The 16,787-nt window shown below is 38.2% G+C and carries 29 protein-coding genes; 27 read left to right on the top strand and 2 right to left on the bottom strand.

Features of this window, described 5'->3' with window-relative positions:
* Position 1: 1 nt before the first annotated feature.
* Both trpR and sltY read right to left on the bottom strand, forming a co-directional pair.
* Positions 2–292, bottom strand: coding sequence for a trp operon repressor (trpR, locus tag GQ594_RS08990; protein ID WP_160401475.1), 291 nt, complete (start codon positions 290–292; stop codon positions 2–4).
* Positions 293–303: 11 nt separating this feature from the next.
* Positions 304–2,244, bottom strand: a complete 1,941-nt coding sequence (sltY, locus tag GQ594_RS08995; protein ID WP_160412360.1) for a murein transglycosylase — start codon at positions 2,242–2,244, stop codon at positions 304–306.
* A gap of 162 nt (positions 2,245–2,406) precedes the next feature.
* Between sltY and iscR the strand changes: the two genes are divergently transcribed.
* The 27 genes from iscR to rpmD all read left to right on the top strand — a co-directional run bounded on the left by iscR (position 2,407) and on the right by rpmD (position 16,782).
* The gene (gene iscR, locus GQ594_RS09000; protein ID WP_160401473.1) at positions 2,407–2,862 is read left to right on the top strand and encodes a Fe-S cluster assembly transcriptional regulator IscR; all 456 of its coding nucleotides are present in this window, start codon (positions 2,407–2,409) and stop codon (positions 2,860–2,862) included.
* Positions 2,863–2,900: 38 nt separating this feature from the next.
* The gene (locus tag GQ594_RS09005; RefSeq protein ID WP_160401471.1) at positions 2,901–4,115 is read left to right on the top strand and encodes an IscS subfamily cysteine desulfurase; all 1,215 of its coding nucleotides are present in this window, start codon (positions 2,901–2,903) and stop codon (positions 4,113–4,115) included.
* 15 nt (positions 4,116–4,130) lie between these two features.
* Positions 4,131–4,517, top strand: coding sequence for a Fe-S cluster assembly scaffold IscU (gene iscU / locus GQ594_RS09010; protein WP_160412362.1), 387 nt, complete (start codon positions 4,131–4,133; stop codon positions 4,515–4,517).
* Positions 4,517–4,840 (top strand): iron-sulfur cluster assembly protein IscA, encoded by a 324-nt coding sequence (iscA, locus tag GQ594_RS09015; RefSeq protein ID WP_160401468.1) that lies wholly within the window; start codon positions 4,517–4,519, stop codon positions 4,838–4,840. The genes iscU and iscA overlap by 1 nt, the downstream gene beginning before the upstream one ends.
* A gap of 15 nt (positions 4,841–4,855) precedes the next feature.
* A complete protein-coding gene (hscB, locus tag GQ594_RS09020; RefSeq protein WP_160412364.1) occupies positions 4,856–5,374 on the top strand; it encodes a Fe-S protein assembly co-chaperone HscB in 519 nt (172 codons plus the stop codon).
* A gap of 36 nt (positions 5,375–5,410) precedes the next feature.
* The gene (gene hscA / locus GQ594_RS09025) at positions 5,411–7,270 is read left to right on the top strand and encodes a Fe-S protein assembly chaperone HscA (RefSeq protein WP_160412365.1); all 1,860 of its coding nucleotides are present in this window, start codon (positions 5,411–5,413) and stop codon (positions 7,268–7,270) included.
* 14 nt (positions 7,271–7,284) lie between these two features.
* The gene (fdx, locus tag GQ594_RS09030; RefSeq protein WP_160401463.1) at positions 7,285–7,623 is read left to right on the top strand and encodes an ISC system 2Fe-2S type ferredoxin; all 339 of its coding nucleotides are present in this window, start codon (positions 7,285–7,287) and stop codon (positions 7,621–7,623) included.
* Positions 7,624–7,993: 370 nt separating this feature from the next.
* A complete protein-coding gene (rpsJ, locus tag GQ594_RS09035; protein WP_006120582.1) occupies positions 7,994–8,305 on the top strand; it encodes a 30S ribosomal protein S10 in 312 nt (103 codons plus the stop codon).
* Positions 8,306–8,336: 31 nt separating this feature from the next.
* The gene (gene rplC, locus GQ594_RS09040; RefSeq protein WP_065558577.1) at positions 8,337–8,963 is read left to right on the top strand and encodes a 50S ribosomal protein L3; all 627 of its coding nucleotides are present in this window, start codon (positions 8,337–8,339) and stop codon (positions 8,961–8,963) included.
* Positions 8,964–8,979: 16 nt separating this feature from the next.
* Entirely contained in the window at positions 8,980–9,582 is a 603-nt protein-coding gene (gene rplD, locus GQ594_RS09045) for a 50S ribosomal protein L4 (protein WP_160401461.1), read from the top strand.
* The gene (gene rplW, locus GQ594_RS09050; RefSeq protein ID WP_034885052.1) at positions 9,579–9,881 is read left to right on the top strand and encodes a 50S ribosomal protein L23; all 303 of its coding nucleotides are present in this window, start codon (positions 9,579–9,581) and stop codon (positions 9,879–9,881) included. Before rplD ends, rplW begins: the two co-directional genes overlap by 4 nt.
* Before the next feature lie 18 nt (positions 9,882–9,899).
* The gene (rplB, locus tag GQ594_RS09055; protein WP_160401459.1) at positions 9,900–10,724 is read left to right on the top strand and encodes a 50S ribosomal protein L2; all 825 of its coding nucleotides are present in this window, start codon (positions 9,900–9,902) and stop codon (positions 10,722–10,724) included.
* Positions 10,725–10,743: 19 nt separating this feature from the next.
* On the top strand, positions 10,744–11,022 hold the full coding sequence (rpsS, locus tag GQ594_RS09060) for a 30S ribosomal protein S19 (protein ID WP_024496505.1): 279 nt from the start codon (positions 10,744–10,746) through the stop codon (positions 11,020–11,022).
* Between the two features lie 13 nt (positions 11,023–11,035).
* Positions 11,036–11,368, top strand: a complete 333-nt coding sequence (gene rplV, locus GQ594_RS09065) for a 50S ribosomal protein L22 (protein WP_160401458.1) — start codon at positions 11,036–11,038, stop codon at positions 11,366–11,368.
* A 14-nt stretch (positions 11,369–11,382) separates the two neighbouring features.
* Positions 11,383–12,120 (top strand): 30S ribosomal protein S3, encoded by a 738-nt coding sequence (gene rpsC / locus GQ594_RS09070; RefSeq protein WP_025314388.1) that lies wholly within the window; start codon positions 11,383–11,385, stop codon positions 12,118–12,120.
* A gap of 12 nt (positions 12,121–12,132) precedes the next feature.
* Positions 12,133–12,543 carry a 50S ribosomal protein L16 gene (gene rplP / locus GQ594_RS09075; protein WP_034911153.1) on the top strand — a complete coding sequence of 137 codons (411 nt, stop codon included), beginning with the start codon at positions 12,133–12,135 and terminating at the stop codon, positions 12,541–12,543.
* A complete protein-coding gene (gene rpmC, locus GQ594_RS09080) occupies positions 12,544–12,735 on the top strand; it encodes a 50S ribosomal protein L29 (protein WP_034902373.1) in 192 nt (63 codons plus the stop codon). It abuts the gene before it with no gap.
* A 1-nt stretch (position 12,736) separates the two neighbouring features.
* Complete coding sequence (gene rpsQ, locus GQ594_RS09085) at positions 12,737–12,997, top strand: 30S ribosomal protein S17 (RefSeq protein WP_160401456.1); 261 nt, start codon at positions 12,737–12,739, stop codon at positions 12,995–12,997.
* A 195-nt stretch (positions 12,998–13,192) separates the two neighbouring features.
* Positions 13,193–13,564, top strand: a complete 372-nt coding sequence (gene rplN, locus GQ594_RS09090; RefSeq protein WP_025314392.1) for a 50S ribosomal protein L14 — start codon at positions 13,193–13,195, stop codon at positions 13,562–13,564.
* A gap of 10 nt (positions 13,565–13,574) precedes the next feature.
* Entirely contained in the window at positions 13,575–13,889 is a 315-nt protein-coding gene (gene rplX / locus GQ594_RS09095; RefSeq protein ID WP_065558583.1) for a 50S ribosomal protein L24, read from the top strand.
* Positions 13,890–13,906: 17 nt separating this feature from the next.
* On the top strand, positions 13,907–14,446 hold the full coding sequence (gene rplE, locus GQ594_RS09100; protein ID WP_025314394.1) for a 50S ribosomal protein L5: 540 nt from the start codon (positions 13,907–13,909) through the stop codon (positions 14,444–14,446).
* Between the two features lie 11 nt (positions 14,447–14,457).
* Positions 14,458–14,763, top strand: coding sequence for a 30S ribosomal protein S14 (gene rpsN, locus GQ594_RS09105; RefSeq protein WP_025314395.1), 306 nt, complete (start codon positions 14,458–14,460; stop codon positions 14,761–14,763).
* Positions 14,764–14,780: 17 nt separating this feature from the next.
* Positions 14,781–15,173 (top strand): 30S ribosomal protein S8, encoded by a 393-nt coding sequence (rpsH, locus tag GQ594_RS09110; protein ID WP_065567155.1) that lies wholly within the window; start codon positions 14,781–14,783, stop codon positions 15,171–15,173.
* A gap of 11 nt (positions 15,174–15,184) precedes the next feature.
* Complete coding sequence (gene rplF / locus GQ594_RS09115) at positions 15,185–15,718, top strand: 50S ribosomal protein L6 (RefSeq protein ID WP_065638311.1); 534 nt, start codon at positions 15,185–15,187, stop codon at positions 15,716–15,718.
* A 9-nt stretch (positions 15,719–15,727) separates the two neighbouring features.
* Positions 15,728–16,081, top strand: coding sequence for a 50S ribosomal protein L18 (rplR, locus tag GQ594_RS09120; protein ID WP_025314398.1), 354 nt, complete (start codon positions 15,728–15,730; stop codon positions 16,079–16,081).
* Between the two features lie 14 nt (positions 16,082–16,095).
* The gene (rpsE, locus tag GQ594_RS09125; RefSeq protein ID WP_025314399.1) at positions 16,096–16,596 is read left to right on the top strand and encodes a 30S ribosomal protein S5; all 501 of its coding nucleotides are present in this window, start codon (positions 16,096–16,098) and stop codon (positions 16,594–16,596) included.
* A 6-nt stretch (positions 16,597–16,602) separates the two neighbouring features.
* Positions 16,603–16,782 carry a 50S ribosomal protein L30 gene (gene rpmD / locus GQ594_RS09130; RefSeq protein ID WP_025314400.1) on the top strand — a complete coding sequence of 60 codons (180 nt, stop codon included), beginning with the start codon at positions 16,603–16,605 and terminating at the stop codon, positions 16,780–16,782.
* Positions 16,783–16,787 lie beyond the last annotated feature (5 nt).

Below are 16,787 nucleotides of genomic sequence, written 5' to 3' on the forward strand. Positions count from 1 at the left end.
TTTAATTATCTGATTTTAATAAATTGTTTTCTAGCCATTTTTTGAATTCAGGTGTTGATTCTTTAAGGCTATTGGAGCCTCTGGTTACTGTTGCAATGCCAATTTTGAGTTGTTCTTTTAGTTGGCGTTGATTGATTGAGCCATCGAGGAGTGAATGTACAATTTTGACTCGAGTGATTAGTGCATCGCGTTCATCAGCGGTCATTAATAGTTTTAATATATCAAGTGAGTAACCATCATTAAATGCTTGGTGTAATATTTCAACCGTTTGTTTCCATTCGTTAGTTTTCATTATAATCACCGTTAATATTGTTTATTAAATTCATTTGAATTAAGAATATTGACATTTTTTTGCCCTAGGATTATTTGATAAATATAATCATATACTAATACGTTTTTGACATAATTACGTGTTTCTGTAAATGGTATACTATCTATAAATGCGACAGCATCAAGTTTCCCGTTGCTCGCTTTTAACCAGCGTTTAACATTATTGGGTCCTGCATTATAAGCTGCTGAAGATAATATACGGTTATTATTATTTTGTAGATAAACAGTGTTTAGATACGAAGTGCCTAACTGTATATTGGTTAGCGGGTTAAATAATTGCTCTGATGAAACATAAGTGACTGAATTGACTTTTTTAGCTGTTTCTTTGGCTGTTGCTGGCATTAATTGCATTAGCCCTCGAGCGCCAGCAGGTGACTTAGCGTTAGTATCAAGTGCACTTTCTTGACGAGAAATAGCTAAAGCATAAGATAACGTAATGGTTTTTTCTTTTAATGCATTATTATATAAGTCTTTGTACATAATAGGTAAACGTTCTGTCCAGTTATTCCAAAGCTTGCCAGCAATAGTTGCTTGAATACTAAGATCACCCCATCCCTTTTGTAAGGCATATTGAGATAACGGTATATATTCATCTTTATTTGTTTGATTATTTAATATATATCGCCATTCTTTGACTGATTCTGATGCCATGCCTAAATAACGTAATTCGTTGATTCTTTTTACATAGGGTTGATTATCATATTTTCTTTTTAATGCTGATATTTCTGATTGTGTGATTTTTTTTGATTGGTTATTGATTGAATAAGGCTGATTAAGCGTTTGTGCACTTATCATGCCATAAAATCCACGGTTGGTTGTGAGCTTTTTCAAAATGCTGTTAGCTTCATTTTTTTGATTTTTATTTAGCAGTACTCGAGCTTGCCAATATTGCCATTCCTCTTTTAATTGATCTTCTGGGGGTAATTGTGCTATCCAATAAGCTATGTCAGTAAAGTTATAAGCATCGATAGCAAGTCGGATGCGTTTTTCAACTAATGCTGTATCATGATATTTTGCTATGTAGCTATCACGCCATTTTATCTGTTCGCTCGTTGCCGAATCATTAAAGTAGCGGTTAGCTAAGCTTTTTTGTAACATAATTTGCTCTGCTTCATTTAAGGCCTGTTGTTTAACTAGTTTTGGTAATAATGATGCAGCTAAGTTTATGTCTGCTTTTGCTAAGCGAGGAAATGATGCTAAGACAATTTTTTTAGTGAAAGTATTAGCTTTAATATTTTTTGAAAAATCTTCTAATTTTCTCGGGTTATCTAGTACAGCCACTAAATTTGTTTTTGTTGTTTTATAACTGTTATCAAGTAAGTTTACTAGATGTTTGGTTAACTTTAAATTATTTGCTTCAAGAGCCAGTTCAATACGCAATAATATTAATTTAGTCGTTTGTTTACCTGCTTGTGACCATGCGTTGAGTAATGGATCGCAAGCCGAAGGAAGTTCTTTACCTGTCATCCAAAGTGATTCAATTGTACTAAAGGCTGTTTTGTCGTTTCCTTTTTGTAATAATGCGTATTGGTAGTGACAATTAGAAAGTATTGAGTTGTCTTTTGGAAACGAAATAATTGAGTTCCAATCTTGACGATTGCTTAATTCTGTTAAGTAAGATTGGCTTAATGAAGCCGTTAGTGGAAAATCATGATACTGGTTAACAAAGTCACTGACTGTTTGTGGTGAAACAATTCTTATGTTGTTTTGAAAAAATTGTACAGCGGCATAAGGATATAATGGGTAATCTTTTATGGCTGAAAGTAATGTTTGTTGTTCTTCAAAATTAAGTGTTTGATAAGAATTAAGCCATTTTTGGTAATGTTCTCGCAGTTTCTTTTCAGAATTATCTGCATAACTACTACTTGTGAATATTAGGCATGTTACCAAAAAACAACGTAATACTAATTTCATCCTTTAACCCCCATATGAATTTAGTTTATTAGATTAGCATATTACGCTATGATTCGTCGACGATGAACTATGGGGTAATTCCTACTAAAATACTCAACTAAATACTTGACTAAATTAAGCGGATATATACAATAAGTATTACCAAATATAGAGGAATGATCAATGAAATTGACATCAAAAGGACGATATGCGGTAACAGCAATGCTTGATGTCGCATTGCATGCTGATTCTGGACCGGTATCTCTTGCAGATATTTCAGAACGTCAAGAAATCTCGCTTTCTTACCTTGAACAATTATTTGCTCGGTTACGCAAAAATGGCTTAGTGCAAAGCGTTAGAGGTCCAGGCGGAGGTTATATTCTTAGTCGTAGTATGGATCAAATCGCTATTAGCTCAATTGTTAAAGCTGTTGATGAAACAGTTCATGCAACAAAGTGCCATGGGCAAGATGGTTGTCAAGGCGGGGTTAGGTGTTTAACGCATACGCTTTGGAATGAATTAAGTGAACGTATTGATGATTTTTTAACGAGCATTACACTGAGTGAGCTTGTGAATAATCAAGAAGTCAAAGCTGTTGCTAATCGACAAAGTAATATACAACACGTCCAAATTAATTAATAAAAATAGAATATAGAATTTGTAATTGGGAGTAATTAATGAAACTACCTATTTATATGGATTATGCAGCCACAACGCCTGTTGATCCTAGAGTCGCTGAAAAAATGATGCAGTATTTAACTCCTGATGGTATTTTTGGTAATCCAGCGTCTCGTTCTCATAAGTTTGGGTGGCAAGCAGAAGAAGCCGTTGACATTGCCAGAAATCAGATTGCTGATTTGATCGGGGCAGATTCGCGCGAAATCGTTTTTACATCAGGTGCAACTGAAGCCGATAATTTAGCAATTAAAGGTGCCGCTCATTTTAATCATGCCAAAGGTAAGCATATTATTACTTGTAAAACTGAGCATAAAGCTGTGCTTGATACCTGTCGCCAACTTGAAAGAGAAGGCTATGAGGTAACTTATTTGGCACCGGAATCTAATGGTATACTTGATCTAGATAAACTTGCATCCGCAATGCGTAGTGATACAACAGTTGTGTCGATTATGCATGTTAATAATGAAACAGGTGTCATACAAGACATTGAAAAAATTGGCAATATGTGTCGTGAACGAGGTATTGTTTTTCACGTTGATGCAACGCAAAGCGTAGGTAAATTGCCGATTGATTTAACTAAGTTAAAAGTTGATTTGATGTCCTTTTCGGGGCATAAAATTTATGGTCCTAAAGGGATTGGTGGACTTTATGTAAGGCGTAAACCTCGTGTACGCATTGAAGCTCAAATGCATGGTGGTGGACACGAGAGGGGTATGCGCTCTGGTACTTTACCTGTGCATCAAATTGTTGGCATGGGTGAAGCATATCATATTGCTAAAGAGGTAATGGCAACTGAAATGCCACGTTTGTTGGCACTTAAAAATCGTTTATGGAACGGTTTAAAAGATATTGAAGAAGTTTATCTTAACGGTTCTTTAGAGCACAGTGTACCAAATATTTTAAATGTTAGTTTTGCCTATATTGAAGGTGAATCTTTGATGATGGCTTTGAAAGATTTGGCTGTTTCATCTGGTTCGGCTTGCACATCTGCTAGTTTAGAACCGTCTTATGTTTTGAGAGCATTAGGTCTTAATGATGAGCTAGCACATAGTTCAATTCGCTTTTCAATTGGTCGTTTTTCGACTGAAGAAGAAATTGATTATGTGATTAAGCTAGTTAAAGAATCAATTGGTAAACTTAGAAATTTGTCCCCACTTTGGGAAATGTTTAAAGACGGTATTGATCTGTCAACCATTAAATGGTCAGCACATTAAGATTAGGAGTAAATTATGGCGTACAGTGAAAAAGTTGTTGATCATTATGAAAATCCACGTAATGTTGGTTCGTTTGATCAAAATGATCCTAATGTCGGTAGTGGCATGGTTGGTGCCCCTGCGTGTGGCGATGTGATGCGTTTACAAATTAAAGTAAATAATAATGGTATTATCGAAGATGCTAAGTTTAAAACGTATGGTTGCGGTAGTGCAATTGCATCAAGTTCTTTGGTGACGGAATGGATAAAAGGTAAATCATTAGACGAAGCTGAAGCGATTAAAAATACTGATATTGCACAAGAGCTTGCATTGCCACCAGTTAAAATCCATTGTTCAATTTTAGCTGAAGATGCAATTAAAGCTGCTATCGATGACTATAAGACTAAAAAAGGACAACGTTAATGGCGATCACGTTAACCAATAATGCAGCCAATCGTGTTCAGGCTTTTTTAGCAAATCGAGGAAAAGGCGTTGGGCTCCGGTTAGGAGTTAAAACATCGGGTTGTTCGGGAATGGCGTATGTCTTAGAGTTTGCCGATGTAATTAACGATGATGATAGTGTCTTTGAAGACAAAGAAGTTAAAGTTATCGTTGATAAAAAAAGTTTAGTCTATATTGATGGCACTGAACTTGATTTTGTCAAAGAAGGATTAAATGAGGGTTTCAAGTTTAATAACCCTAATGCACACCATGAATGTGGTTGTGGCGAAAGCTTTAATGTGTAATTGGGTACCATAGTTATGGTTAATTATTTTGAATTATTAGGTTTACCAGCTCAATTACCAGTAGATGTTGCACAGTTAACCTCTCATTATCAACAATTGCAAAGACAGTATCACCCAGATAATTTTGCTACTGTAGCTGATAGTGATAAAGTGGCTGTTATTCAAAAATCAGCCGCTATTAATGATGGTTATCGAACTTTGAAAAATCCGATCAAAGCGGCGGAGTATTTTTTATCTTTGCAAGGTTTTGATGTGGCAACTGAGCAAAATATTATTCATGATGCTGATTTTTTAATGGAACAATTTTCTTTACGTGAACAGCTTGACGATATAGAAAACCAATCTAATTTTGAGGCTTTAGATCGTTTCCATGAAGAAATTATTAAACGTGAAAAAACAATATATAACGAGCTATTACAATTTATCTCAAAGCAAGATTGGCAAATTGCACTTAATCAAATTTATAAAATCCGTTACCTAACTAGATTGATTGAACAAATCGAAAAGTTACAAGAAAAACAATTTGATTTATAATTTAAGATAAGTAACGTATTGATAGAGATAGATTAAATGGTATTATTACAAATCAGTGAGCCAGGACAAACCCCACTGCCACATCAACGTCGTATTGCTGTGGGTATTGATCTTGGTACAACTAATTCATTAGTCGCAACAGTGCGCAGTGGTCAATCAGAAGTATTGCCCGATTTAGATGGTAATTCGTTGTTACCATCAGTTGTCCATTATGGTGTTGATCATGATGAAAACCCTGTTATTACAGTGGGAAAAAACGCTAAAAGTAATGCCGTTAATGATCCGCAAAATACCGTTAGCTCTATTAAGCGATTAATGGGGCGAAGTTTATCTGATATAGATTTATCACATTTTCCATATACTTTTTCACAAACTGAAAATAGCGTACCTTTATTAAACTTGCCTAATGGTCAAGTCAATCCAATACAAGTTTCGTCCGAAATTTTGATTGCTTTAGCTGAGCGAGCAAGGCAGAGCTTGCAAGGGGAAGTAGATGGTGCTGTTATTACTGTTCCTGCCTATTTTGATGATGCGCAAAGGCAGGCAACGAAAGATGCCGCAAAATTAGCGGGTTTACATGTTCTTCGATTATTAAATGAGCCGACTGCTGCTGCAATTGCGTATGGCTTAGATTCAGGAAAAGAAGGTGTTATTGCGGTTTATGATTTAGGTGGTGGAACATTTGATATCTCTATTTTACGTTTACATCAAGGTGTTTTTGAAGTTCTGTCAACTGGTGGGGATTCTGCACTTGGTGGTGATGATTTTGATCGGTTACTTGCTGACTATATAAAAAGAGAGTTAGGATTGGTTAATAATATAGATCCTTATCTTAATCAAAAAATTAGTAATCAAGCTACTGAAATAAAAATTTTGCTAAGTCATCAAGATTCTGCTGTCTTTTCTCTTGATAATCTGTCGTTGACTATTACTCGCCAGCAATTTCAATACTTAATCGAGCCATTGGTCAAACGTACTTTGGCAGTTTGTCGTCGTGCGTTAAAAGATGCAGACATTAATGTCGATGAAATAGTTGAAGTTGTTATGGTTGGAGGTTCTACTCGTGTTCCTTTAGTACGAGAATTAGTAGGTGATTATTTTAAAACCAATCCGTTAACTTCTATTGATCCAGACAAAGTTGTTGCAATTGGTGCGGCTATTCAAGCTGATATTCTTGTAGGAAATAAGCCTGATTCTGATATGTTGTTGCTTGATGTTATTCCATTATCGCTAGGAATAGAAACAATGGGGGAATTAGTTGAAAGAATTATTCCAAGGAATAGTACTATTCCATGTGCAAGGGCTCAAGAATTTACTACTTTTAAAGATGGTCAAACAGCCATGATGATTCATGTGCTACAAGGTGAGCGTGAAAGTGTTAGTGATTGTCGTTCGCTGGCTAAATTTATTTTACGAGGGATTCCTCCTATGCCTGCTGGAGGAGCACATATTCGTGTAACTTTTCAAGTTGATGCGGATGGGTTATTAAGCGTTACGGCAATGGAAAAATCAACAGGTGTTGAAGCTTCAATTCAAGTTAAACCATCTTATGGATTGAGTGATAAAGAAATTGCAACCATGATTCAAGATTCAATTAGTCATGCTCAGCAGGATAAACAGGTAAGAATGCTTGCCGAACAAAAAGTTGAAGCTGCTAGAGTACTAGAAAGTTTACAAAGTGCTTTAGATAAAGATGCTGATTTATTGAATGAAAAAGAACTTAAACAAATTTTAGTTGCTAAGCATCAATTACAAGCAGCGAGTGAATTAGACGATAGTCAAATAATTGCAGAACAAATTAAAATTGTTGATAACGTGACACAAGATTTTGCAGCTAAGCGTATGGATAGGTCAATTCGCCACGCTTTAACAGGTCATAAAGTTGACGAGATTTAACTAACGAGATTATTATGCCAAAAATTACCTTTTTACCGAACGCCGATCTTTGCCCAGAAGGAAAAACTGTCGAGGCACAAGAAGGTGAATCTATTTTAGACGTTGCTTTGCGTAATGATATTGAGATAGAACATGCTTGTGAAATGTCGTGCGCGTGTTCCACATGTCATTGTATTGTTCGTAAAGGATTTGATTCACTTGAACAAAGTGATGAACAAGAAGATGACATGCTAGATAAAGCATGGGGAGTTGAACCACATAGTCGTTTAAGTTGCCAAGCACGTGTTACTAATGAAGATCTAGAAGTTGAGATTCCAAGATATAGCCTTAATCACGCTAAAGAAGATCATTAATTTGCCATTGTCATTCTAATTAAGGTCAATGTGATTGCCAAAAATAATTAATTATAAAAAATTGGTATTAGACGTTTAAAATTCAATACCTTAATATGATAGTGTGATTTTTATTATAAGAAACCAATTTGTTAATTACTGCTTGCATTAGTTCACTAATGCCGTATAATTAGTAGCACTTTGCTTATTGTGTTTGGATAAGCAAATGATACAAAAGATATAATTACTAAATTAAAAACAGTTAATTATATCAACAATACCTCCGATCTGGGGGTTACGAAAAAGAACGGATTACACTCTCCTGTCAATCGAAACAGGGCAAGAGGAGTAATCTTTTGTTATAACTTTTAAATAATGGAGCTCTGGTCTCATGTCGAACCAAAGAATCCGTATTCGGTTAAAAGCGTTTGATCATCGTTTGATTGATCAATCAACTGCTGAAATTGTAGAAACTGCGAAGCGCACTGGTGCGCAGGTTCGTGGTCCTATTCCATTACCGACACGCAAAGAACGTTTCACTGTATTGATTTCTCCGCATGTTAATAAAGATGCACGTGATCAATATGAGATTCGTACTCATAAGCGTCTAGTTGATATCGTTGAGCCAACTGAAAAAACAGTTGATGCTTTAATGCGTCTAGACCTTGCTGCCGGTGTTGATGTGCAGATCAGTTTAGGTTAATCCTAAGCTGAATGATTGAGAGGTCGAAACAATGATTGGTTTAATCGGTCGTAAAGTAGGAATGACACGAATCTTTACTGAAGAAGGTGTTTCTATTCCTGTCACCGTAGTTGAAGTTCAAAGCAACCGAGTTACTCAAGTTAAAACACTTGAGAATGACGGTTATCAAGCTATTCAGGTTACAACTGGCAGCAAAAAAGCAAGTCGTGTAAACAAACCTGAAGCAGGTCATTTCGCTAAGGCTGGCGTTGAAGCTGGTCGTGGTCTATGGGAATTCCGTTTTGAAGAAGGCGAATTTACTGTAGGTCAAAGTATTAACGTTGATATTTTTACTGACGTTAAAAAAGTTGATGTTACTGGGACATCTAAAGGTAAAGGTTTTGCTGGCGTGACTAAACGTTGGAATTTCCGTACTCAAGATGCTACTCATGGTAACTCTTTGGCACACCGTGGTCATGGCTCTATCGGTCAAAACCAAACTCCGGGTAAAGTGTTTAAAGGTCGTAAAATGGCAGGTCACTTAGGTAATGAACGTGTAACTGTTCAAAACTTAGATATTGTACGTGTTGATGCTGAACGTAATCTTTTATTAATTAAAGGTGCGGTTCCTGGCGCAATCAATAGTGACGTAATTGTTAAACCGGCAATCAAGGCTTAACGTCGAGGAGATAGAGATGGAATTAGTAGTAAAAGACGCGAAAGCGCTTTCTGTTTCCGAAACTACCTTCGGACGTGAGTTTAATGAAGCGTTAGTTCATCAAGTGGTTGTTGCTTATGCATCTGCTGCTCGTCAGGGCTCTCGTGCACAAAAAACTCGTGCAGAAATCGCTGGTTCAGGCAAAAAACCATGGCGTCAAAAAGGCACAGGTCGTGCTCGTTCAGGTTCTATTAAGAGCCCAATTTGGCGTAGTGGTGGTGTGACATTTGCAGCAAAACCACAAGATCATAGCCAAAAAGTTAACCGCAAAATGTATCGTGGTGCATTAAAGAGTATTTTCTCTGAATTAGTGCGTCAAGAACGTTTAATTGTTGTTGAAACATTTACTGTTGAAGCACCTAAGACTAAATTATTAACTCAGAAATTAAATGATATGAACCTTAATGATGTTCTTATTATCGCTTCTGAAGTTGATGAAAATCTTTTCTTAGCAGCACGCAACTTACATAAAGTTGATGTGCGTGATGTAGCAGGTATTGATCCAGTTAGTTTGATTGCATTTGACAAAGTAGTTATCACTGTTGATGCTGTTAAACAAGTAGAGGAGATGTTAGCATGATTCGTGAAGAGCGTCTGCTTAAAGTCCTGCGAGCACCACATGTTTCTGAAAAAGCATCTATTTCAATGGAAAAAACAAATACATTAGTATTGAAAGTTGCTAAAGATGCTACTAAGAGAGAGATTAAAGCCGCAGTTGAACAACTATTTGAAGTTAAAGTAGATGACGTTAATACACTTGTTGTTAAAGGCAAAGTAAAACGTCGTGGTCAACAAATCGGTCGCCGTAGCGACTGGAAAAAAGCTTACGTTACTTTAGCAGAAGGTCAAAATTTAGACCTTGCTGGCGTCGCTGAGTAATTCGGAGGAGTAAGAACAATGGCAGTTGTTAAGTGTAAACCTACATCTCCGGGTCGTCGCCACGTTGTTAAAGTGGTTAACCCAGAGTTGCATAAAGGTAAGCCTTATGCACCGTTGCTTGATTCAAAAAGCAAAACTGGTGGTCGCAATAATAATGGTCGTATCACTACCCGTCATATTGGTGGTGGTCATAAACAACATTATCGTATTGTCGATTTTAAGCGTAATAAAGATGGTATTCCAGCAGTTGTTGAACGTTTGGAATATGATCCAAACCGTAGTGCAAATATTGCATTGGTTTTATATAAAGACGGTGAACGTCGTTATATTTTAGCGCCTAAAGGCTTAAAAGCAGGTGATCAGATCCAATCTGGTGTTGACGCATCGATTAAAACAGGTAACTGTTTACCAATGCGTAATATTCCAGTCGGTTCTACCGTACATAATATTGAAATGAAACCAGGTAAAGGCGGACAACTTGCTCGCTCTGCTGGTAGTTATGTTCAAATCGTTGCTCGTGATGGTGCATATGTAACATTACGTTTGCGTTCAGGTGAAATGCGTAAAGTATTATCTGATTGCCGAGCTACTATCGGTGAAGTGGGTAATTCAGAGCATATGCTTCGCGTATTAGGTAAAGCGGGTGCTTCGCGCTGGCGTGGTATTCGTCCTACTGTTCGTGGTACAGCAATGAACCCGGTAGACCATCCACATGGTGGTGGTGAAGGTCGTAACTTTGGTAAACATCCTGTGTCTCCATGGGGTCAAAAAGCCAAAGGATTGAAAACGCGTAGCAACAAACGTACTGATAAGTACATTGTTCGCCGTCGCAATAAGAAATAATTAATATAGAGGATTAGCTATGCCACGTTCTCTCAAGAAGGGTCCTTTTATTGACCTACACTTGCTGAAGAAGGTAGAGAAAGCGGTGGAAAGCGGGGACAAGAAACCAATTCGTACTTGGTCCCGTCGTTCAACGATCTTTCCTAACATGATCGGTTTGACCATCGCTGTCCATAATGGTCGTCAGCACGTTCCAGTTTATGTTTCCGACGAAATGGTTGGTCATAAATTGGGTGAATTCGCGCCGACTCGTACTTATCGCGGTCACGCAGCTGATAAGAAAGCTAAGAAGAAATAAGTAGGAGAAAGAGATGGAAACAATTGCAAAGTACCGCCACGCTCGTTCTTCTGCACAAAAAGTTCGCTTAGTTGCAGATCTTGTTCGCGGTAAGAAAGTGTCTCAGGCACTAGATATTTTAACGTACACCAATAAAAAAGCGGCTGTACTTGTTAAAAAAGTATTAGAGTCTGCTATTGCTAATGCAGAGCATAACGATGGTGCTGATATTGATGATCTAACAGTTGCGAAAATTTTCGTAGATGAAGGCCCAACCATGAAGCGTATTATGCCTCGTGCGAAAGGTCGTGCAGATCGAATTTTGAAGCGTACGAGTCACATCACCGTGATCGTCTCAGATCGCTAGGCTGGAGAATAGCAATGGGTCAAAAAGTAAATCCAAATGGTATCCGATTAGGCATTGTCAAGCCTTGGACATCTACATGGTATTCGGGTACAAAAACATTCGCTGATAATTTAGAAAGTGATTTTAGAGTACGTGAATTCTTAAATAAAGAATTAGCTCAAGCGTCTATCTCTAAAATTGTGATCGACCGTTCAGCAGAAACTAACGTTCGCATTACTATTCATACTGCTCGTCCGGGTATTGTGATTGGTAAAAAAGGCGAGGACGTTGAAAAATTACGTAATGCCGTAGCTTCTATTGTCAATAAATATAAAGACAAAAGAGAAAAACGTGATGTTGCAGTACAAATTAATATTGCTGAAGTTCGTAAACCAGAACTAGATGCTAAATTAGTTGCTGATAGTATCACTTCTCAGTTAGAACGCCGCGTTATGTTCCGTCGTGCTATGAAACGTGCGGTTCAAAATGCAATGAAGGCAGGTGCTAAAGGTATCAAAGTTGAAGTAAGTGGTCGTTTAGGCGGCGCTGAAATTGCTCGTAGCGAGTGGTATCGTGAAGGTCGCGTACCTTTACATACATTACGAGCTGATATCGACTATGGTTTGTCTGAAGCATTAACTACCTACGGTATTATTGGTGTTAAAGTGTGGATCTTCAAAGGTGAGATCCTTGGTGGTATGGCTGCCGTTGAACAAGCAGAAAAACAACCTGCTGCTCAACCGAAAAAGCAGCGCAAAGGCCGAAAACAATAAGGAGCGTCGCTGATGTTACAACCAAAGCGTACAAAATTCCGTAAAGTGCACAAGGGCCGCAATCGTGGTCTTGCTGTAAGTACTGACGTTAGTTTCGGTACATTCGGTCTTAAGGCTGTGGGTCGTGGTCGTTTGACTGCGCGCCAGATCGAAGCGGCACGTCGTGCAATGACTCGTGCAGTTAAGCGTCAAGGTAAAATCTGGATTCGAGTTTTCCCTGATAAACCAATTACTGAAAAACCGCTTGCAGTGCGTATGGGTAAAGGTAAGGGTAACGTTGAATACTGGGTTGCACAGATTCAACCAGGTAAAGTCCTTTATGAAATGGACGGTGTACCGGAAGAAGTTGCTCGTGAAGCATTTGCGTTGGCAGCTGCAAAACTGCCAATTAAAACCACCTTTGTGATTAAGACGGTGATGTAAATGAAAGCAAAAGAGCTACGCGAAAAAAGCGTTGAAGAGTTAAATACTGAACTTCTTAATTTATTACGTGAGCAATTTAACTTACGTATGCAATTAGCTGGAGGTCAGTTAACACAAACTCATATGTTAAAACAAGTGCGTCGTAATATTGCACGTGTTAAAACGTTATTAACTGAAAAGGCGGGTGCGTAATATGACTACTGAAGTAAAAATTCGTACTCAGCAAGGTCGTGTTATTAGCGACAAAATGGATAAATCTGTTACTGTTGCTATTGAACGTAAAGTGAAGCATCCGTTATATGGTAAGTTCATTAAACGTACGACTAAATTGCATGTACATGATGAAAACAACGAGTGTGGTATTGGTGATACTGTAGAAATTAAAGAGTGTCGTCCATTATCAAAAACCAAATCTTGGACTCTTGTTCGAATCGTTGAAAAAGCAGTTATCTAATCTTTTTTGATTAAAAACTGTACATAATATAATAAACGGCTCAACGGCCGTTTATTTTATGCTATCCATTTTATTTGAGTGGTGTTATACTATTCGCCCTCACGTAAGTGGGTTTTTGGTTGTCTATTCTTATCCATGGTAGTTGAGGTGGATGAAGGTAGATTAGACAATAATTTATTTATACGGAGCATTAAAATGATCCAAGAACAGACAAGGCTAGATGTTGCCGATAACTCTGGCGCACGTAGTGTAATGTGTATCAAAGTTCTCGGTGGATCACACCGTCGTTATGCAGCGGTTGGTGATATCATCAAAGTTACCATTAAAGAAGCAATTCCACGTGGTAAAGTTAAAAAAGGTGATGTACTTAAGGCTGTTGTTGTGCGCACAAGAAAAGGTGTTCGTCGCCCTGATGGATCTGTCATTCGTTTCGATCGTAATGCTTGTGTTATTTTAAATAATAACAGTGAGCAACCGATTGGTACGCGTATTTTTGGACCGGTCACTCGTGAACTTCGTTCTGAGAAGTTTATGAAGATCATTTCATTAGCACCAGAAGTACTGTAAGGAGCGGGTAATGGCAGCGAAAATCCGTCGAGAAGATGAAGTTATCGTGTTAACTGGTAAAGATAAAGGTAAACGCGGTAAAGTAAAAAGCGTTTTGTCTACAGGCAAAGTGATTGTTGAAGGTATTAATTTGGTTAAAAAACACCAAAAACCAGTACCAGCATTAAATCAAGAAGGTGGAATTGTTGAGAAGGAAGCAGCTATTAATGTTTCTAATGTCGCAATTTTTAACCCGGCTACAGGCAAAGCAGATCGCGTAGGCTTTCGTATTGAGAACGGTAAAAAAGTCCGTTTTTATAAGTCTACTAATGAATTAATCAATTAAGTAATTTGGAGTGTACGATGGCGAAACTGCATGATTACTACAAAGCACAGGTAGTAAATAAACTGCAAGAACAGTTTGGCTACAAATCTGTCATGCAAGTCCCTCGGATCGAAAAGATCACCTTGAATATGGGTGTGGGTGAAGCAATTACTGATAAGAAATTATTAGATAATGCGGTTGCAGATTTAGCTGCAATCAGTGGTCAAAAACCACTTGTCACAAAAGCACGCAAATCAGTTGCTGGTTTTAAAATCCGTCAAGGGTATCCTATTGGTTGTAAAGTGACTTTACGTGGCGAACGTATGTGGGAATTTTTTGAACGTCTAGTTTATATTGCTCTTCCTCGTACTCGAGATTTTCGTGGTTTAAGCGCAAAATCTTTTGATGGTCGTGGTAACTATAGCATGGGTGTTCGTGAGCAAATCGTTTTCCCTGAAATCGATTATGATAAAGTTGATCGTGTTCGTGGTTTAGATATCACTATCACGACAACTGCACAATCAGATGAAGAAGGCCGAGCTTTATTATCTGCCTTTAACTTCCCATTTCGTAAGTAAGGTAGGGCATAATGGCTAAACAATCAATGATTGAACGCGATAAGAAACGCGTAAAGCTAGCAGAAAAATATTTTGCAAAGCGTCAAGAATTAAAAGCGATTATCTCTGATCTTAATGCATCAGATGAAGATCGTTGGAATGCAGTGCTTAAATTGCAAACGCTTCCTCGTGATTCTAGTCCATCACGTCAACGTCGTCGTTGTCGTCAAACTGGTCGTCCTCATGGCGTCCTTCGTAAGTTTGGTTTAAGCCGTATTAAGGTTCGTGAATCAGCCATGCGTGGTGAGATTCCTGGTCTTAAAAAGGCAAGTTGGTAATCAGGGGAGTGTTATAGATGAGCATGCAAGATCCTATTGCAGATATGTTGACCCGTATTCGTAACGGTCAATCTGCGAATAAAGTTGCAGTCACCATGCCTTCCTCTAAGCTAAAAGTGGCAATTGCCAATGTGCTAAAAGAAGAAGGTTATATTGGGGACTATAAAGTTGTTGGTGACACTAAGCCAGAATTGGAAATTACTTTAAAATATTTCCAAGGTAAAGCTGTTGTAGAAAGCATCAAACGTGTTAGCCGTCCAGGTCTACGTATTTATAAACGTAAAGACGAATTGCCAAAAGTAATGGCTGGACTAGGTATCGCAGTTGTTTCTACTTCTAAAGGTGTTATGACTGATCGTGCAGCACGCCAAGCAGGTCTTGGTGGTGAAATTATCTGCTACGTAGCGTAAGGGAGAAAAAAATGTCTCGTGTTGCAAAAGCACCTGTCGTTGTTCCTGCTGGCGTAGAGGTAAAACTCAATGGTCAGGTAATTACGATTAAAGGTAAAAATGGCGAGTTATCTCGCACAATAAACAACGCTGTTGTTATTAATCAAGAAGAAGGTCAAATTAAATTTGCTCCTCGTGATGGTTTTGCTGATGCTTGGGCTCAAGCAGGTACTGCTCGTGCGTTGATTAATGCAATGGTTATTGGTGTTACTGAAGGTTTTACTAAAAAACTTCAGCTAGTTGGTGTCGGTTATCGTGCACAAGTGAAAGGTAATGCAATTGGTTTATCTCTTGGATATTCTCATCCAATAGAACATCAATTACCTGCAGGTGTGACAGCTGAATGTCCTTCTCAAACTGAAATCGTACTAAAAAGTGCTGATAAACAGTTAATTGGACAAGTAGCTGCTGATATCCGTGCTTATCGTCGTCCTGAGCCTTATAAAGGTAAAGGTGTTCGTTACGCAGATGAAGTTGTGCGTACTAAAGAAGCTAAGAAAAAGTAAGGTAACACTATGGATAAGAAATCAGCTCGTATCCGTCGTGCAACTAAAGCGCGTCGCAAGATGCATGAACTACTTGCAACTCGCTTAGTGGTTCACCGTACTCCGCGTCATATTTATGCGCAGATTATCGCACCAAACGGATCAGAAGTACTGGCAGCAGCTTCTACATTAGAAAAAGCTATCAGTGAAAGTTTAAAATACACCGGAAACAAAGATGCAGCAGCAGCGGTTGGTAAAGCAATTGCTGAACGTGCATTAGCGAAAGATATCAAAGAAGTTTCATTTGATCGTTCAGGTTTCCAATATCATGGTCGAGTTCAGGCGCTAGCAGATGCTGCTCGCGAAGCTGGCCTACAGTTCTAAGGTAGGAGTTAAAGATGTCAAACATCGAAAAACAAGCTGGTGAACTGCAGGAAAAACTAATCGCAGTTAACCGAGTTTCTAAAACCGTAAAAGGTGGTCGTATTTTTAGTTTTTCTGCACTAACAGTTGTTGGTGACGGTAATGGCCGTGTAGGTTTTGGATATGGTAAAGCACGTGAAGTGCCAGCAGCAATTCAAAAAGCAATGGAAAAAGCACGTCGCAATATGATTAATGTTGCTTTAAATAACGATACTTTACAGCATCCGGTTAAAGGTGCTCACACAGGTTCTCGTGTTTATATGCAACCAGCATCAGAAGGTACTGGTATTATCGCCGGTGGTGCGATGCGTGCCGTTTTAGAAGTTGCAGGTGTTCGTAACGTTCTAGCTAAAGCATATGGTTCTACTAACCCAATTAACGTGGTTCGTGCAACAATTGATGGCTTAGAAAACATGAAATCACCTGAAATGGTTGCTGCTAAGCGTGGTAAAACCGTCGAAGAAATTTTGGGGTAATTAGCCATGGCAAAAACAATTAAAATTACACAAACTCGTAGTTCTATTGGTCGTCTACCGAAGCATAAAGCGACGTTAGTTGGTCTTGGATTACGTCGTATTGGTCATACTGTTGAGCGTGAGGATACTCCTGCGATTCGCGGTATGGTAAACCAAGTTTATTACATGGTTAAAGTAGAGGAGTAATAGTA

The sequence above is a fragment of the Gilliamella sp. Pra-s52 genome, from assembly GCF_009795805.1.
Classification (GTDB): Bacteria; Pseudomonadota; Gammaproteobacteria; order Enterobacterales; family Orbaceae; genus Gilliamella.

Bases quoted from the DNA above. Each gene is read 5' to 3' on its own strand.
- rpsS (WP_024496505.1), top strand. From the start codon at position 10,744: ATGCCACGTTCTCTCAAGAAGGGTCCTTTTATTGACCTACACTTGCTG.
- iscU (WP_160412362.1), top strand. From the start codon at position 4,131: ATGGCGTACAGTGAAAAAGTTGTTGATCATTATGAAAATCCACGTAAT.
- rplB (WP_160401459.1), top strand. From the start codon at position 9,900: ATGGCAGTTGTTAAGTGTAAACCTACATCTCCGGGTCGTCGCCACGTT.
- rpmD (WP_025314400.1), top strand. From the start codon at position 16,603: ATGGCAAAAACAATTAAAATTACACAAACTCGTAGTTCTATTGGTCGT.
- rplX (WP_065558583.1), top strand. From the start codon at position 13,575: ATGGCAGCGAAAATCCGTCGAGAAGATGAAGTTATCGTGTTAACTGGT.
- GQ594_RS09005 (WP_160401471.1), top strand. From the start codon at position 2,901: ATGAAACTACCTATTTATATGGATTATGCAGCCACAACGCCTGTTGAT.
- rplF (WP_065638311.1), top strand. From the start codon at position 15,185: ATGTCTCGTGTTGCAAAAGCACCTGTCGTTGTTCCTGCTGGCGTAGAG.
- rpsQ (WP_160401456.1), top strand. From the start codon at position 12,737: ATGACTACTGAAGTAAAAATTCGTACTCAGCAAGGTCGTGTTATTAGC.
- rplW (WP_034885052.1), top strand. From the start codon at position 9,579: ATGATTCGTGAAGAGCGTCTGCTTAAAGTCCTGCGAGCACCACATGTT.
- rpmC (WP_034902373.1), top strand. From the start codon at position 12,544: ATGAAAGCAAAAGAGCTACGCGAAAAAAGCGTTGAAGAGTTAAATACT.
- rplP (WP_034911153.1), top strand. From the start codon at position 12,133: ATGTTACAACCAAAGCGTACAAAATTCCGTAAAGTGCACAAGGGCCGC.
- hscB (WP_160412364.1), top strand. From the start codon at position 4,856: ATGGTTAATTATTTTGAATTATTAGGTTTACCAGCTCAATTACCAGTA.
- fdx (WP_160401463.1), top strand. From the start codon at position 7,285: ATGCCAAAAATTACCTTTTTACCGAACGCCGATCTTTGCCCAGAAGGA.
- rpsH (WP_065567155.1), top strand. From the start codon at position 14,781: ATGAGCATGCAAGATCCTATTGCAGATATGTTGACCCGTATTCGTAAC.
- rpsN (WP_025314395.1), top strand. From the start codon at position 14,458: ATGGCTAAACAATCAATGATTGAACGCGATAAGAAACGCGTAAAGCTA.
- sltY (WP_160412360.1), bottom strand. From the start codon at position 2,244: ATGAAATTAGTATTACGTTGTTTTTTGGTAACATGCCTAATATTCACA.
- rplR (WP_025314398.1), top strand. From the start codon at position 15,728: ATGGATAAGAAATCAGCTCGTATCCGTCGTGCAACTAAAGCGCGTCGC.
- rpsC (WP_025314388.1), top strand. From the start codon at position 11,383: ATGGGTCAAAAAGTAAATCCAAATGGTATCCGATTAGGCATTGTCAAG.
- rpsE (WP_025314399.1), top strand. From the start codon at position 16,096: ATGTCAAACATCGAAAAACAAGCTGGTGAACTGCAGGAAAAACTAATC.
- rplE (WP_025314394.1), top strand. From the start codon at position 13,907: ATGGCGAAACTGCATGATTACTACAAAGCACAGGTAGTAAATAAACTG.
- rplV (WP_160401458.1), top strand. From the start codon at position 11,036: ATGGAAACAATTGCAAAGTACCGCCACGCTCGTTCTTCTGCACAAAAA.
- hscA (WP_160412365.1), top strand. From the start codon at position 5,411: ATGGTATTATTACAAATCAGTGAGCCAGGACAAACCCCACTGCCACAT.
- iscR (WP_160401473.1), top strand. From the start codon at position 2,407: ATGAAATTGACATCAAAAGGACGATATGCGGTAACAGCAATGCTTGAT.
- iscA (WP_160401468.1), top strand. From the start codon at position 4,517: ATGGCGATCACGTTAACCAATAATGCAGCCAATCGTGTTCAGGCTTTT.
- trpR (WP_160401475.1), bottom strand. From the start codon at position 292: ATGAAAACTAACGAATGGAAACAAACGGTTGAAATATTACACCAAGCA.
- rplD (WP_160401461.1), top strand. From the start codon at position 8,980: ATGGAATTAGTAGTAAAAGACGCGAAAGCGCTTTCTGTTTCCGAAACT.
- rplN (WP_025314392.1), top strand. From the start codon at position 13,193: ATGATCCAAGAACAGACAAGGCTAGATGTTGCCGATAACTCTGGCGCA.
- rpsJ (WP_006120582.1), top strand. From the start codon at position 7,994: ATGTCGAACCAAAGAATCCGTATTCGGTTAAAAGCGTTTGATCATCGT.
- rplC (WP_065558577.1), top strand. From the start codon at position 8,337: ATGATTGGTTTAATCGGTCGTAAAGTAGGAATGACACGAATCTTTACT.